The sequence below is a fragment of the Arthrobacter sp. HLT1-20 genome (assembly GCF_054510895.1).
In genome coordinates, this window is the sequence record NZ_JBTNDR010000030.1 from 1 (window position 1) to 14,850 (window position 14,850).

Here is a 14,850-nt window from a genome sequence, read left to right on the forward strand (position 1 = left end):
GGACCGGACAATGTCCGGTCCACACCCCTTTAAGCTCCCGATTCCGTCTTCTCCCAGATTGATTCTAAGCTTCAGAATGTTGCGCCGCATTTCTGTCGTTTGCTCAGATCTTCGGCCCTAAATGGTGTTTCACGTGAAACACCCCGCCGACTCGAGTCGGGTGCGTCCCGCAACACATGGCCATGGACCCAGGCGAAGGATCTTGGCATCCGAAATCGGCACTGTCGGGCAGCCTCAGGTGTTGAATGTCCATACAAGAACTAGGGCGTGGCCATGGATTCACTACTCGAATGTATGTATGAAACTTTAAAATAGACTATTGATTTACAAGAATATAGAGACTATACTGTATCCATGGGCGGTTCAGTGAATTTCCCGGATGGCTGGGAAGATTCATCCACCACAGTGGCTGTGGCGGAACTGGTCGCTGCAATCGTCCTTCCGTCCATTGAACCCCTGGTTACCGACATGGAAGCTGTGTCTGCGTTGCCGTGCCTTCCATCCCTGGCTCGCGGACCTGGTCAGGTGCCCCCGTCTCAGTTGGGTGTGGTGCAGGCGCTCATGGACGAATGCGTTGGCATGGTGGCTGCGTTCAACGGCTTGGCGAACCGCACCGCGGCGGCCCTGGCTGCGGTGCTGGAGCGCTACGCCACGGCGGCAGCAACAGAGCGCAGACTCCTGGGCCTAGACAAGTGGCAAAATGATATGTCCATGTCTGGTTCGAATGCCGAGATCGGAACTGTTCTGGGCATCAGTGAGGCCGCAGCCAATGGCTTGGTGGAACATTGCACCGTCATGGTTCGCGAGCTGCCTGCCACGCATGAACGCGTGGGCAGCGGCGAACTGGGTTGGCCGTACGCCGTGATCATTGCCGAGGAAACCATGCTGCTGCGCAATAACGGACTGCCAGCAGAATCCGTCACTGAGTATGAGGGCCTATTGCTGGGCAAGGCCCAGGATTGCTCGCTGAACAGTTTCAAGGGCAAAGCCCGTCGGCTCCGTGAACATCTCCATCCCGAGAGCATCCCGGCACGCACCCGCAACGCCTTCCAGAAACGGTCGCTGGGAGTCAGTCGCGCCCATGACGGCATGTCCTGGCTGAGCCTGTACGCCCCAGCCGCCACTGTCGAAGGCATCTGGGACCAATGCACCCTCACCGCCCAATCTGCGCAAGGCCCCCACGAACCCCGCACTCTGACCCAGCTCCGGGCCGACGTCGCCGCAGCCCTGCTCCTGAACCAGCCCCTGGCACAGAACAGCATCCACACCCCACCCACACCCACCGGTAGCTCTCCCCACGGCGACGCCACCTTCACCACCAGCGCCGGCAGCCCGGGCACTCCCGGCGGCAACACAGGAGCCCTACTTGCCGGGGCAGGCAAACGGTCCATCGAGCCTGATCCCTGCGCCGGGGCTCCCTTCCCGGATGCTGACAACGGCCTCTACCGGATCCCGTCCCGCTGCGTACCCGTCTTCGATGACCCCGACTATAGGGACCCGGGCTTTATGGATCCCGATGTCCGCAACCATCCCGATTGGCACCCCAACGCCTCACCTCCACGCCTGCAACCGGTCCTGGCCACTGATGCTGATGCTGACTATTGCGGGGTTGACGGGCCACCCCTGCCCCGGGCCGTGGTGTTGGTGAGCGTCCCTGCGCTGTCGCTGCTGGGGCATACCAATGCCCCAGCAGTTCTGGAAGGATACGGTCCCATCAGTGTGGAGATCGCCAAACGGCTACTGGCCGGGTCTTCCAGTTTCTACCGGGTCTTGACCGATCCCATCACCAACGAGCCCTTGGACCTCGCCCCGGATAGCTACCGGGTGGGCAAGGCCATGCGGCTCATGCTCCGCGGGCGCGACCACTACTGCCAATTCCCCGGATGCACCGCAAAAGCGTCACTGGCGGAACTCGATCATCTCCTGCCCTGGGAACGGGGCGGGCGCAGCACCAAGGGCAACCTTGAATATCTGTGCAAACGCCACCACCTGGCCAAACACTTCAGGGATGGCAAAACTCGCACCGGCAAGTTCCGCGAGCATCAAAGCCAGGAACGGCGGGCGCTGAAACTACGCGGCTGGACTGCAGTTATGACTGCCAACGGCCGCCCCGGCTGGACGTCACCGTCGGGCCGCTACCACCCACCCCAACCCCTAGAAACCCAAGCAGCCAGATACCCCAAATGGCTCAAGAAGAACATCCAGCAACGCCTCGACGCCCCGTACCAGGACACCGCCCACCTCAGCCTCTTGGATGAAAACGAAATGATCGCCGTGGCCATCGAGGAAGACTACTGCACCGAATCCCTGCCCGAACCACCAGACTGGGCCTTCCCCGACACCGACGAGGGCCATCAACAGCTCGCTGAACAATCCCTCCAGTACTACCTCAACGAACCACACGAGGACTGACCCTTTCACAGCCACCGGTGGCCAGAGTCGAATGAATGTAGCGCGACGCCGCCAGAGCACGTTTCACGTGAAACAGGGCTTGACGTCAGAACAGCCGATCAAGTTCTTGAACTTTCGGTCAACTCGAACTTTTGCATTCATGGGCGCCGGAAGGACGGGGTTTGATCGCCAGGCATGCAGGTCCGCCTGGCGTGTCAGTTGATGACGGGCGTGTGGCATAGGGTGTCGTGGCTGGCAGCCACTATTGCGGTGCGAGGCCGATTGTCTGCCGCGGTTGGCACGTCAGCGGTGGCGATCATCGAGTCCCGCATTGCACCAAGTCGCGGAACTCAAATACTAGCGGGAGATTCCGGCCAACACAGTGCAGGAGCTGCTCGATGTTTTCTCTCCTTCACTGAGCTTGATCTCCATTCCTAGAGGTGCCATCAAGGCCACGGGGAGCAGCTTCGCACTCAGGCAACAAGGCCGTGAAGAGCGGGGATGATGGCCTGTGGGCTGGGCATGAGTAAATCCCCCAACTATCCATGCTCCGGAGATGCCACCGGAATCAGATAGCCGCCACGGGATCACTAATGCGGATCGCTAGTGGGTAGCGCTAATGGGGAGCACAACAGCGCATGGAAACTGCATGTAGCTCAGCCACGACCAAAGATGCCGAGCCCTGCCGCGGCCGCCCATGCCATGCCATGCCATGCCAACGCGAGTTTCACAGGACACCACTTTTGACAGGATTGCGTTGATCAAGAACCACGATGAAGTCGATATCTTTGGTGGTTTTGACATCGGCAAGAGCAAATACCACGCGGTCGCCATCGACCGGGGAGGAAAGAACGCCGTGCTGCTGGTTATGGACCTGCCATCAACGAAGGTGCCCTGCCTGCCGCCGTGACTCAGGCCAAGTGCATCGTGGGCGGCTACAGTCCCGGAAAAGTTACGCGTCGTATCGCGTATCTGGACCCTGATCCGATCGCCGGTGATTTGCGGATCGAATACCCGCCACCAAAAAAGCTACGCGAGGCTGGCCTGGCCCGGAAGCACCCGGCGGCGCTGCGACGCTCTCTTCGCGATGCTCCGACTCTGCGCCTAATGCGAGGCGCCGATGCTCAAGGCTGTCTAGCACCAACAACCACTAGCTGACGTGAACACACCACAAGCCATCAAATCCTGCCCGACGAACAACCACGCAAGAGACCTCAGCGATACTTCTTCCCACCCTTGACGGAAAAAACATGGGCACCCGTATTTGTCCTTGGTGGGAGTTGGGCCGCAACCTCGTTGTTTCACGTGAAACTTCGACACCATTCAACTCCGTGTCAACCAGCCTATATGGGTCTGTCGCTCGTTCAGATGGATCTGTGGAGAACGAGGAGTATCTGACCCTCCCCTGTATCCCGTGCGGCCCACTACGGTTGAGGGAGACTGCAGGGGCCGCAATGAGCCACTACAAGGTGCCGCCAGCACTAGATGGTCTCACACCTCGCCGTCGGCATGGCAATTCTTGGGATGGAAGTGATCAACCGGCAGGAGGTGCTGCCCCTGAGCACAGTATCCGCAATGAGGTATATCCTCCCGCCCACCACCGCCCACGACCGCCCATCTGAGCTGCTCGCAGCCGGGAGCGCCATACAGGCAATTCGCGAGAGCGACTCCCATGAACGCCACACCTATTTCACCTCTCCACGTCACCTGGGCGACGGCCCCGCCCAGATGCACTCCCATCAAGTCACCTCACACTAGGCACCCTCCGCCAGCCAGCGGCCGGTGCACTTCGGCGGGCCGGATCCACCGGCAACACCTGGCCAACCGGTGCCGCCGCGGGCCTGTTCGATGCCCCCGAGGACACGCCCTAGGCCAATCTGATCATCGGAGCTTCTGCCGGATTCACTGAAGCGGCTCAGATATCTAGCGCTCACCCTGCGCAATTCTTGACCGACCCTCTTGTCACAGCACCCGCCCAACGCACCTTCCGGCCAGGCTCTGATGCCGCGGGCACTCCGCGCAGGGCGGCAGTCAGCCACCTGGAAAGGATCAGCAAGATCGTCAACTCCGCCAAGACTCCCCCTGACATGCGACGCAAAGTGGAATCGGGGACATCTTCTACATCGACTGCGGCTACCGACGATCCTACAAAAATTCCAGTCTCACAGCCCGCGACTCGTGTTCCTAGCCTTTAACGGCAGCAGCCTCGCCTGGCAGCACGAAGGGTTTTGGCAATGACGCTCACAGGCCGATACACCTCGAACAGCGAAGTCCGCCGAGGTTGGCCGGTGTAGTGGGAGGCCTGGACTTGGCAACTTCCTGACACAGACCTGAGACGTACCATTTGCGTCCGGGCACGACTTCCGGCATCCGCTGCAGGGATCGAGCCCAGCCATAGGGTCCTCGCCAAGGGCAGGAGTCTTGCTCGGAACCCTCGCCACCCACCCGCTTTCGGCGAGGCGCCAGCAACCTTGCGGCCAAACGGACCGGCAACCGCAAACCACGCAGAGCGTTCATCTCCGCGGCTGCTCCCTTAGACTGCGGAACGGCTTCAACAAGATCAGGTGTCCCGAGCTGTCCGCTTCGGGTCCCTGAAGGAATAGGAACGTGCACCCCAGGTGAACGTGGCAGCTCCGCATGCATATACGCGGGTGTCCAGACGGTGGGATACTTCTCGGTGCCGAGCTATCGAGCTGCGGTGTCTATTTCCGTGGTGTCTCCCCTGGGTCCGTGCCGCATTCTGAGCCGACAGCCGAACGATGGATGCAGGCGGGCCGGGTCAGCTATCGGCGACGTGCGGAATCTGTTGCACCATGATCGTTTCGGCATCGCGGATGAAAAAGGTGCTGTGAGCTCACGGAGATGGGCTGCCGCCGAGCAGAATCAGGTCCTCATCAGACTGGGTTGCTTGCCGCAATCAAGTCTGCGATGTCGTTGTACCGGGGGAACCCATCCGCAGCAACAGTCGCATCCTCAACTCATTGTCCAGCCAGGCGTAGACAGACACTCGAGTCCGCTGCTACAGATGCGGCACCACAGACGCGCTTGGGTTGCGTCCCGTGGAGTGGTGGGGTTTTTCTCAACACTGTGCCGTTCAGTGCTTTGATCATGCTGCAGTGAGTTCTGGGAGCAAATTTCCTTCTTCCACCGGGGCGGTGGTTGTGGTGTCCATGGCCTTGAGTTCGGTCATGGAGGCCCGGAGAGGCAGCGGCGGTCCCCGCCTTCCCATCCGTCGTGTCGCTCAACGAGGACGTCGCCGGCGAGCCGGAGCCGAGCTGCGAGGTTGGGGACGACCCCGACAAGATCGGTGCTTCGTTTGATTTCCTTGTTGACCCGCTCCATGGGATTGGTAGACCAGATCTGGCGCCAGTGCCTGGCCGGGAAGCCGGTGAACGCGAGCACGTCTCCCTCGCTTCACTGAGCATTGCCGCGACCCTTGGATGTGATTTTTGCAGCATTCTGGTGGCTTCATCGAACTGAGTGTCCACGTGTTCGGCGCCGGGCTAGGCGAAAGCGGTCTGAATGCTTGAGCCGACCATGTCCTAGGATCCTTTGGGCACGATCGAGAGTACGTTACGCATCACATGCACCCGGCAGCGCTGCAATGAAGCACCCTGACAGACCGTGATGGCTATTAAGGCCCAAGTGGGCGTCGGACATCGACAGCCACACCCCGTCCAGTCCACGGGTTTTCATGGAGCGCAGGAACGCCGCCCAGAACCCGTCGTTCTCGCTGTCACGAGCATCAAAGCCCAGAACTTCCCGGCGCCCGTCCGCAGCAACCCCGAAAACGACAGCGACCGCTGGAGAGACCACAGTCACGGAAAGCGCCAACTTCGTGATCGAGTTCCTCGCAGATCCGGGAGACCTCGGACTTGCCGAATCCCGGTATCTGCACCAAGAGCCTCGGCTGAATCGTCGACCGTGCGGGTGAAAACCCGGTGCAGGTTTACCTCCAGCACGACCGCGTAGAGGGCCTGCTCAACGCGACGGCGCCTGGCTCAACGAGTTGTTGATACAAGGTTTCCATCGCTGTCCGGAGCCGGTCGGATACATCAGTGAGTTTAAGCTGGCCAAGCAGGTCGAGTAAGGCAGACAGGTCTAGAGCCATCGTGTGTTTGTGTCCTCTGTGAGTTCTTTGATCGGTTCTCACTGACCATCGCACGATGGCTCTTCACGTCGGAAATCGGATACCCCGAGGCCGGGAACTAGACCACGCCACGGGACGCATCCCGAAAGTGCTTTCGTTCAGCGGTCGAAGAATGAGCGACTGGATGAACTTCTTGTTGCCCCGCCATAATATTTCTGGCCACCTCTTTGGCCTCGCGTTTGAAAACCTCACGGGATCAGGCCAGCTGCCAGATATTCTTTATTGGACCGACCAGCGCCCTGTGCCTGCACCACCTCCGTCGCGGCTAGTGGTGGTGGGCTCGTTGCTTCCTGTAGTCATGGCACACCGAGGCCTCGGTTACCTGACGGGATCGGCCAGAGCTAGTCGTCTAGCCCAAACCCAGCGATGGGGTCGGTGGGCACTCCTTCTTGGAGTGATTCTCACGGCTTGAAGACTGGCGCTGACATCCACAATCCGCCCATTGAAAATTGGGCCCATCAAATGGCAGGCGTGGAACCGCACACCCAATTGACCCCAGGCGGACCGGCCAAGGCCTCCTGAAACATCGCCCCCAAACATGTGGAGCAGATCAGTGGTTCTGGTCTGCGGCGGCAGCATGCGGGCCTGGACAAGGCCCGAAACAACTGTGGCCATCAACAGTACCGAACGCGTATCCGCTGGACACTCAAAAGCGGTGGCAGGGGAAGTGAAGTCATCGGATATCCGCACCCACGCCAGCCTGCCGTACCGCTCGCCCACCTGGCCCACCTTCCACATTTCTCTTGGGGCGTGCCGCCAATCGTCGGGTATCCGCGACCATAGCCCCCGCACGTTTCACGTGAAACACTCAACTCCACCTTCATCGCCGAATACCCTGCCGATCTGGCCGCTCACCCATGCCTCGTCGGCTTCATGGTAGCCCTTCCAAATGAGTAAGGATGGGGATTCTTGGTCTGCATGTCCCGGCCTGACTAAGTCCCCACAGTCGTTAACGAATCGGTCGGGTGTTGTCACCATCGTCCGATACGCGCCGGAGGATTGCTAATGGGGACCGGACCAGCACAGAAAAGCGCCGCGTAGCTCCGCAGCAACCAAAAATGCCGGGCCTTGCCTCAGGACATGGTCGGAATTCGTGTGATCGACGGGCAGTGGCCGGCAATGGCACTGTGCTGCTAGTTGTTCATCAGTCCTCAACTGGTGCCCAGCCGTTCGCTGTGGCCCAGGCTGAGGGCATTCTGGCTAGGCACATTCCGGGGCTGATGATGCCCCATATCGCCGACCTACCTCGCTGCAAAACCAAACCGACGCCCGTGACGCTGACATCATCGCCGAAGCCGCGGGCCGGGAAACGTTGGGAAGTTGAGGTATTCATGGCCCTAGCGGAGCAATCTGTGGTCACCTCCGACAACTGTGCAGCAGGCATCGCCATGACCCAGCTCGTCGCGATGATCAGGCAACTACGCACAGCCGGGTTGAGTTCCGGACACCTAGCCTCGTATACCGGAGGGCTGGCCTGGTCATGTGGCACCCCCGGACCTCGATCCGAGGAGATCACCCCTCACTCTAGAACAATAGGACACTGAAGCGGGCATTCCTCGTCTACGCGTTCGAAGCGTTGAAGAACCACTCTCACGCGCCTACTGCAACAGGAAACGCACCGAACACCGGGAGTACAGCCAAACCCTGCACGCTCTCGCACCCAGGCCCTGTGACGTCATGTTCGCCATGCTCCGTGACGGTACGCTCTGGATACGCCAACACCGAAAACCACACAACCCGGTGCGGCTACGCGCCTGTGGCACTACACCTCCGGAAACACAGCGCTGCCCAGAACTGATTCTCAGACTTTCGAAAGAGGAGCGGCCAGCCCCACTTGACGAGAATCATCGGGACACCCTCCAGGTGGAGACGGGCAGAGTTTTGCCACCTCCGTAACGGGAGACTGAGGACTGTCCCGCGCCCACCAGCGCCTGAGGTGGCGCCCTAGCGTCCCATGGCCCTGATTGTCACGACGGGGTGGGGTCATTGAAGCTGGGGCCTTAGCTTGGCTCTCATGGCTGATTGGACGATTGGTGCCCTCCCGTCATGGCTCACAATCATGGACAATCGGGCCCGCCGTAATGTTCTTGCCCACTAACTGGCCGTTCTGGATCCCGGCTATGGGCCGACTGGCCCACGCCGCCAACAGCAACAACGGGCTTTGGAGCCGATCCGCCAGGGACAACTCCGGGGCTTGGCGTCTCACTCGTGGCCAGGAACCAGCAGTTCCTCGGTGCACCAGGTGCCTCGATTCACAGCGAGCCGTCAAGCAATTGGCAATTCGTCGATCGAGCAATACCCCTCCCCCGGTAGGCGAGGTGCCCAACTCAAGCAACCCAAGCGCAAAAGGTTCATCTCTTGGAAAACCAGGTTCCTTTGAGGAGTGCCATCTAAAGAATCCAGCCCACACAATGTAGCTGCAGGATATGTCACCATCACAGTAGGAATTTGCATTCCGCCCACTGGGCGACCAGCAATCTTAGCTTCGCTGCCGCATTCCACAAGAATGGAAGGTTTCACGTGAAACACCAATTGCATTCCTCAATTCACCCCCTGCGTTGCAGATTCCACCCCGAGCTTCGCAAAAAACGCGAGCTTAGAATCAATCCTGGAGAACGTCCATTAAATGACTATCGGCAGTGTTTCACGTGAAACACTGCCGATAGTCAAATAAAAGAACTAGTTGCTGCCGGGGCTCAGGACATCCATGATCCGATTGAGATCTTCAACCGACGCGAATTCGATACTGACCTTGCCCTTACGGGCGCCAAGAGAAATCTTCACGTTGGTGTCGAGGCGGTCGGACAGTGAGCTGGCCAAGAAATCCAAACGCTCGTGGCGAGGGCTAGGCGCCTTTGCCGCCGGCTTCTGTCCACTCAACGGGGCCTGGTACAACTGCACAGCTTCCTCAGTGGCCCTGACAGACATGCCTTCAGCCACAATTTTCTGAGCCAACTGCTCCATGGCGGCAGCTTCCGGCAAAGCAAGCAAAGCACGCGCGTGGCCAGCGGACAAGACCCCGGCTGCCACCCTGCGCTGCACAACAGGAGGAAGCTTCAGGAGTCGCAGCGTATTGGAAACCTGGGGACGCGAACGCCCAATCCGGTCAGCCAATTGCTCGTGAGTGGTGCCAAAATCCTCCAGCAACTGCTGATACGCGGCTGCTTCTTCCAAGGGATTAAGTTGGCTGCGGTGCAGGTTCTCCAACAGTGCGTCGCGGAGCAGGTTGTCATCACTGGTATCCCGAACAATTACCGGAATTGTTTCCAGGCCAGCGGCCTGGCTGGCACGCCAGCGGCGCTCACCCATGACCAATTCGTACGGCTGATCGCCAACTTCGGTGGATACACGCACCACAATGGGCTGAAGAACACCAATTTCACGTACAGAGTGAACAAGTTCAGCCATATCGTCTTCATCGAAAACGGTCCTGGGCTGCTTGCGGTTCGGGTGGATCTGGCCAACCGGAAGATCCAAAAAGCGTGCACCCGGAACTTCTACGAGTTCCACCGCCTCAGGGGAGGTTTTCTTGGCAGTACGCACTGGCGCTGCCGCGGCCTTGCGTCCCTTGGGCTCCGGGAAGAACAAGTCTACGGGCCTCGTGGGCTGTGTGGATCCACTCTCATCACCGGAAGAGCTTGGTATCAAAGCACCCAAACCGCGACCAAGACCCCTGCGCTTGTCAGTCATTGAGACTTCCTCCGTTGAATGAGCCCCAAAAAGTGGGGTCTGTTGAAATTCATTGTAATCTGCAAAGTTCGTAGCGGCGGGACACACTATTCTGTGGAACGCTCCGCCAGCTCAGCCGCAGCCTCCAGATAGGACAGCGCCCCGGTCGATGAGGGATCGTAGGTCATGACGGTCTGCTGGTAACTCGGAGCCTCGGAAATCCTGACGGACCGTGGGATCAGCGCCCGCAAGACCTGCTTGGGGAAGTGCTCACGGACGTCGGCTGCCACGTGCGCGGCCAAATTGGTTCGCCCGTCGTACATTGTCAAAAGAATCGTCGAAACCACAAGATCTGAGTTGAGGTGCTTTTGGATCATCTCAATGTTTTTCAACAGCTGACTCAGCCCCTCCAGCGCGTAGTATTCACACTGAATGGGGATCATCACCTCATTGGCAGCGCAGAAGGCATTGACCGTTAGCAGTCCCAAACTCGGAGGACAGTCGATGAAAATGAAGTCAAGCCGTTCCTGTCCTTGCGCCGCACGGTACTTTACATACTCATCAATCGCGCGCCGGAGTCGCTGCTCACGCGCCACGAGGGATACCAGCTCAATTTCCGCGCCGGCAAGGTGGATGGTGGCTGGAGCGCAATAGAGATTTGCGATGTCAGGGCATTCTGCAATGACATCAGACATGGGAACGTCGTTGATCAAAACATCATAGATGCTGTCAACGTCGGCGTGGTGAGGTACACCCAGGGCTGTTGATGCATTTCCTTGGGGGTCAATATCTATAACCAAAACCTGCAAGCCGGCAGATGCCAAGGCTGCCGCAACATTGACAGTCGTGGTTGTCTTGCCAACGCCGCCCTTCTGGTTGGCGACGGTCAAGATCCTGGTGCGCGAGGGGCGCGGCAACTTGCGCCCCAGCAGTCGCTCGCGTCGCTTGGTTTCACTGACCAGCTGGCTTGCAATGGGGCTACTGTCGTCAAACTCGTTGTCCAGCGGAATAGCCGCAATGGGGTCTGTTTCACGTGAAACATCCGTCTTGGCGCCCATATATGAATAATCAACTGATTTGGGTTGATTGGAGGCATTTGAACGTGCCGACCCCAACGTCATGAACGGGGGGATCCGTTGCGAAGCTGCTTCGCTACTGGTCACGCTGACACTCTCACTTTCCTCAGGCAATGGTTGCCAACCTCTAGCCTATCGGTTCCGACCCACACGAGTGTGGATCAGCGCCGCTTCACCTTGACCCGAACCACTGTGGTGGGTTCTTCCAATACATCCTGGCCGGCAACCAACACTTCGGTCTGGTAACCGCCAAGCTTCTTGAGAGTCTTGGCCGCCTTGTTAATTTCTTCTTCGGCGCTGCGCCCCTTGATCGCCAAGAGCTCACCTTCACCGCCCAGGAGTGGGATGGTCAGTGGCGCCAGGGTATCCAACGCTGAAACTGCACGGGCTGTGACAACTGAGCATTCCACCTTGCCTATGGCTGCCTCGGCACGCGAGCGTACAATCTCCACGTTGTTCAGACCCAGGTCCATGACCACTTCCTCCAGCCAGACCACCCGGCGCTCCAACGGCTCAATGAGCGTCAGGTACAGGTCTGGGCGGGCAATCGCCAAGCAGAGTCCTGGCAGTCCCGCGCCGCTGCCCACATCGGCAACCTTTGCGCCGTCGGCAATCAGTTCCGCAACAACAGCGCAGTTCAACACGTGGCGGCTCCACAAGCGGGGCACTTCACGCGGACCGATCAGCCCACGCTCAATCCCCGATGTTGCCAAATGCTCCACGTAGCGCTTGGCGAGATCCAAACGATCGCCAAAAATGCGTTCCGCTGCAACGGCCTCTTGTGCAGTAAGTTCCACCACTATTTTGTGTCCTCTTAACCGTGGTCCCACCCACTGCTGGAGGCGGGGGCCGGGACCATTTGTAAACTTCTAAACCAGCACGCCCTATTCGGCGGCTGACACCACGATATGGCGCTGGGCGCCTTCACCCTCGGACTCTGACTCCAAACCCAATTCGGCAATGGCGTCGTGCACAATCTTGCGTTCGTAGGCACCCATCGGCTCCAGTGCAACAGAAGCGCTGCCGGCCTTGATCTCCGCAGCAGCATCGCCGGCAATCTTCGCCAATTCCACGTTGCGGCGGTCACGGTAGCCGGAGATATCCAGAACCAGGCGTGAGCGGTTCTCCGTTGCGGAGAGAACGCTCAAACGCGTCAGTTCCTGCAAGGCATCCAAAACTTCCCCGCCCTCGCCAACTAGGTTGGCCAGTGAATCGGTTTCTTCATCTGTCACGATGGAAATGTAGGTGCGTCCGTTGCGGACTTCAATGTCAATATCGCCATCGATATCGGCAATGTCCAGAAGTTCTTCGAGGTAGTCGGCGGCGATGTCGCCTTCTTCTTCCAGACGGCTTGCACCGGTGCCCGCAGGGGCTGCTGCCTCGTCAATGACTTCAGTGGCAAGTTGCGTTTCATCAGGCATTATTTCTTCTTCCTGTTCTTACGTTGTGGCTGGCTGCGCTGGCCCTTGGGCTCAGGAATCTCTTCAACAACTTCCTCGACCTTCTTCTTCGAGACACCCAACAGCGGCAAGCCCTTGGCTTCGCGGCGCTTCTGGTACTCCTTGTAGGCAGGCGAGCCGGGCGTAGGCATGCGGCGGATCACGAAGAACTGCTGCCCCATGGTCCAGATGTTGGTGGTGGTCCAGTAGATCAAAACACCAATGGGGAAGTTCACGCCACCAATACCGAACACGAGCGGAAGAACGTACAGCATCATCTTCTGCTGCTTCATGAAGGGGCCCTGCATGGCTTCTTCAGACATGTTCTTAGACATGATCTGCTTCTGCGTGATGAACTGCGAGGCAATCATGGCCAGAATCATGATGATGGAGAGCCAAACAACAGCTACGTTGAGGTCGCCACCTTGGAGCTGCGGCAGGAAGGCAGCGGACAGCGGGGCGCCAAAGATGGTGGCCTGATCAAACTGGACCACCTGGTCGTGGGTCATGGCGCCGATGCCAACGTTGTCGGCGTTGGCCTTGGCCACACCGGACAGCACTTGGAACAGGGAGAAGAAGAACGGCATCTGAATCAACATGGGCAGGCACGCGGAGAACGGGTTGGTACCGTGTTCCTTGTACAAGGCCATCTGTTCCTGGCCCATGGCCTGGCGGGACAGCTGGTCAGTCTTGCCCTTGTACTTGGCCTGAAGCTTCTTCATGTCCGGCTGCAGCGCCTGCATGCCGCGCTGGGCCTTGATCTGCTTGACGAACACAGGAATCAACGCGGCACGGATGACCAAGACCAAGCCGATGATGGACAGCGTCCACGTGATACCGGAGGCAGCATCCATCCCGAGGAAGGTCAAGCCATCATGGAACTGCACCATGATCCATGACACAAGCCATTTGAAGGGGAACAGAATCGTATCGAAGAAGCCCATTTTTCTTTTCTAATCTCCTCAAGCCGCGTTGCGGCTTTGTGTTTCCTGTTGCTTGGCCAGAAAAACATGCGGGTGGTTCAGCTGGACAATCAGGGGCACCGTGGAAGGGTCATCCCAATCAACATTGGCCGGTGAAGGAACCGGGTCAAGGCCGCCAGCGTTCCAAGGGTGGCACCGCACAATCCGGCGCGCAGCAAACCAACTGCCCTTGACTGCACCGTGAACGGTCACAGCTTCCAAAGCATAAGCCGAACATGACGGAAAAAACCGGCACACCTGCCCATAAGTGGGTGAGACGACGCGCCGGTACAGTTTCAAAACGATGATAAGAATATTGCGGGGAAGATGCCAAACGAAACGTGCGACGGCGGCCAAGGGCCTGAGCGCGCGATGTTCAGTTGGTGACGGGGTCACAACACATCTTCTCCTTTAGACTCGTCGGCCTTGTCCACTGCAGGTGTTGGTGCCAACAGGGCAGTCTCTCCTGTTCTCTCCCGCAGGCGGGGGAAAACAGTTGAGACTGCCTTGCGGTAGTCCTTGACAAGGTCACTGAAGGAGGCATTGGCGGCTACGGGCAAAGCCCGCACCACTACATTGACTCCCTGGGGATGCTGCTTAATTGTCTCGACAACAATTTCCCTTAGTCTCCGTTTAACGAGATTTCGGGTCACAGCGTTCCCAACAGTCTTCGCCACGATGAACCCAACTTGGCTGGGCGCATCCGGAGAAGTGGACACCATATATAACACTAAGTTCCGGCGTCCATTGCGGACGCCGGAACGTACAGTATGTGAGAAGTTGGCGGAAGTCCGCATTCTATTCTTGGTGGCTAGCACCCTGCGATCAACCGCTACTTCACTAAGGCCCGACGAATCGTCAAGCAGTTATTGTTTAGGCCGACAGCTCTACGCGACCCTTGGTGCGGCGTGCTGCCAAAATGGCGCGGCCGGCGCGGGTGCGCATGCGAAGGCGGAAGCCGTGCTTCTTGGCACGACGGCGGTTGTTCGGCTGAAAAGTCCGCTTGCTCACGGTAGTTACTCCAAGACAATCAAAGATGCGCCTTGCCCGTAGCTAACAGGTAAGAAAGGGGTCGACGCTAAGTATATGGATGCCTGCTCATTCGCCACTCTGTTAGAAGAGGCACACGCAAGAGCGCAAAGCAGACACATGGGACTTCACAA

Annotated in this window: 11 protein-coding genes and 1 pseudogene; 3 read left to right on the plus strand and 9 right to left on the minus strand. The window is 58.7% G+C overall.

Annotated features, from left to right (window positions below; all coding sequences use genetic code 11):
• The first annotated feature begins 354 nt into the window (after positions 1-354).
• From ACX80Q_RS14325 to ACX80Q_RS14335, 3 genes are all read left to right on the plus strand, one after another.
• Positions 355-2,412 (plus strand): HNH endonuclease signature motif containing protein, encoded by a 2,058-nt coding sequence (locus tag ACX80Q_RS14325; protein ID WP_459331209.1) that lies wholly within the window; start codon positions 355-357, stop codon positions 2,410-2,412.
• A gap of 691 nt (positions 2,413-3,103) precedes the next feature.
• Positions 3,104-3,301 (plus strand): hypothetical protein, encoded by a 198-nt coding sequence (locus tag ACX80Q_RS14330; RefSeq protein ID WP_459331210.1) that lies wholly within the window; start codon positions 3,104-3,106, stop codon positions 3,299-3,301.
• A gap of 665 nt (positions 3,302-3,966) precedes the next feature.
• The gene (locus ACX80Q_RS14335) at positions 3,967-4,149 is read left to right on the plus strand and encodes a hypothetical protein (protein WP_459331211.1); all 183 of its coding nucleotides are present in this window, start codon (positions 3,967-3,969) and stop codon (positions 4,147-4,149) included.
• 1,348 nt (positions 4,150-5,497) lie between these two features.
• On the opposite strand, the pseudogene ACX80Q_RS14340 reads toward ACX80Q_RS14335, so the two are convergent.
• The 9 genes and pseudogenes from ACX80Q_RS14340 to rpmH form a co-directional block, all read right to left on the minus strand.
• Positions 5,498-6,502, minus strand: a pseudogene (locus ACX80Q_RS14340) (IS256 family transposase).
• A gap of 2,718 nt (positions 6,503-9,220) precedes the next feature.
• The gene (locus ACX80Q_RS14345) at positions 9,221-10,231 is read right to left on the minus strand and encodes a ParB/RepB/Spo0J family partition protein (protein ID WP_459331212.1); all 1,011 of its coding nucleotides are present in this window, start codon (positions 10,229-10,231) and stop codon (positions 9,221-9,223) included.
• 86 nt (positions 10,232-10,317) lie between these two features.
• Positions 10,318-11,331 carry a ParA family protein gene (locus tag ACX80Q_RS14350; RefSeq protein WP_459331245.1) on the minus strand — a complete coding sequence of 338 codons (1,014 nt, stop codon included), beginning with the start codon at positions 11,329-11,331 and terminating at the stop codon, positions 10,318-10,320.
• A gap of 116 nt (positions 11,332-11,447) precedes the next feature.
• Entirely contained in the window at positions 11,448-12,086 is a 639-nt protein-coding gene (gene rsmG, locus ACX80Q_RS14355) for a 16S rRNA (guanine(527)-N(7))-methyltransferase RsmG (RefSeq protein ID WP_459331213.1), read from the minus strand.
• An 84-nt stretch (positions 12,087-12,170) separates the two neighbouring features.
• Positions 12,171-12,707, minus strand: coding sequence for a Jag family protein (locus tag ACX80Q_RS14360; RefSeq protein ID WP_459331214.1), 537 nt, complete (start codon positions 12,705-12,707; stop codon positions 12,171-12,173).
• Positions 12,707-13,669 carry a membrane protein insertase YidC gene (yidC, locus tag ACX80Q_RS14365; protein WP_459331215.1) on the minus strand — a complete coding sequence of 321 codons (963 nt, stop codon included), beginning with the start codon at positions 13,667-13,669 and terminating at the stop codon, positions 12,707-12,709. Before yidC ends, ACX80Q_RS14360 begins: the two co-directional genes overlap by 1 nt.
• Before the next feature lie 18 nt (positions 13,670-13,687).
• On the minus strand, positions 13,688-14,083 hold the full coding sequence (yidD, locus tag ACX80Q_RS14370) for a membrane protein insertion efficiency factor YidD (protein WP_459331216.1): 396 nt from the start codon (positions 14,081-14,083) through the stop codon (positions 13,688-13,690).
• A complete protein-coding gene (gene rnpA / locus ACX80Q_RS14375; protein WP_459331217.1) occupies positions 14,080-14,505 on the minus strand; it encodes a ribonuclease P protein component in 426 nt (141 codons plus the stop codon). Before rnpA ends, yidD begins: the two co-directional genes overlap by 4 nt.
• A 55-nt stretch (positions 14,506-14,560) precedes the next feature.
• Positions 14,561-14,698, minus strand: a complete 138-nt coding sequence (rpmH, locus tag ACX80Q_RS14380; RefSeq protein ID WP_044569795.1) for a 50S ribosomal protein L34 — start codon at positions 14,696-14,698, stop codon at positions 14,561-14,563.
• Positions 14,699-14,850: the final 152 nt, after the last annotated feature.

Excerpts from the sequence above, each read along its gene's own strand:
- ACX80Q_RS14330 (WP_459331210.1), top strand. The coding sequence starts at position 3,104 with ATGCCAACGCGAGTTTCACAGGACACCACTTTTGACAGGATTGCGTTG.
- yidC (WP_459331215.1), bottom strand. The coding sequence starts at position 13,669 with ATGGGCTTCTTCGATACGATTCTGTTCCCCTTCAAATGGCTTGTGTCA.
- ACX80Q_RS14345 (WP_459331212.1), bottom strand. The coding sequence starts at position 10,231 with ATGACTGACAAGCGCAGGGGTCTTGGTCGCGGTTTGGGTGCTTTGATA.
- ACX80Q_RS14350 (WP_459331245.1), bottom strand. The coding sequence starts at position 11,331 with ATGACGTTGGGGTCGGCACGTTCAAATGCCTCCAATCAACCCAAATCA.
- ACX80Q_RS14360 (WP_459331214.1), bottom strand. The coding sequence starts at position 12,707 with ATGCCTGATGAAACGCAACTTGCCACTGAAGTCATTGACGAGGCAGCA.
- ACX80Q_RS14325 (WP_459331209.1), top strand. The coding sequence starts at position 355 with ATGGGCGGTTCAGTGAATTTCCCGGATGGCTGGGAAGATTCATCCACC.
- ACX80Q_RS14335 (WP_459331211.1), top strand. The coding sequence starts at position 3,967 with ATGAGGTATATCCTCCCGCCCACCACCGCCCACGACCGCCCATCTGAG.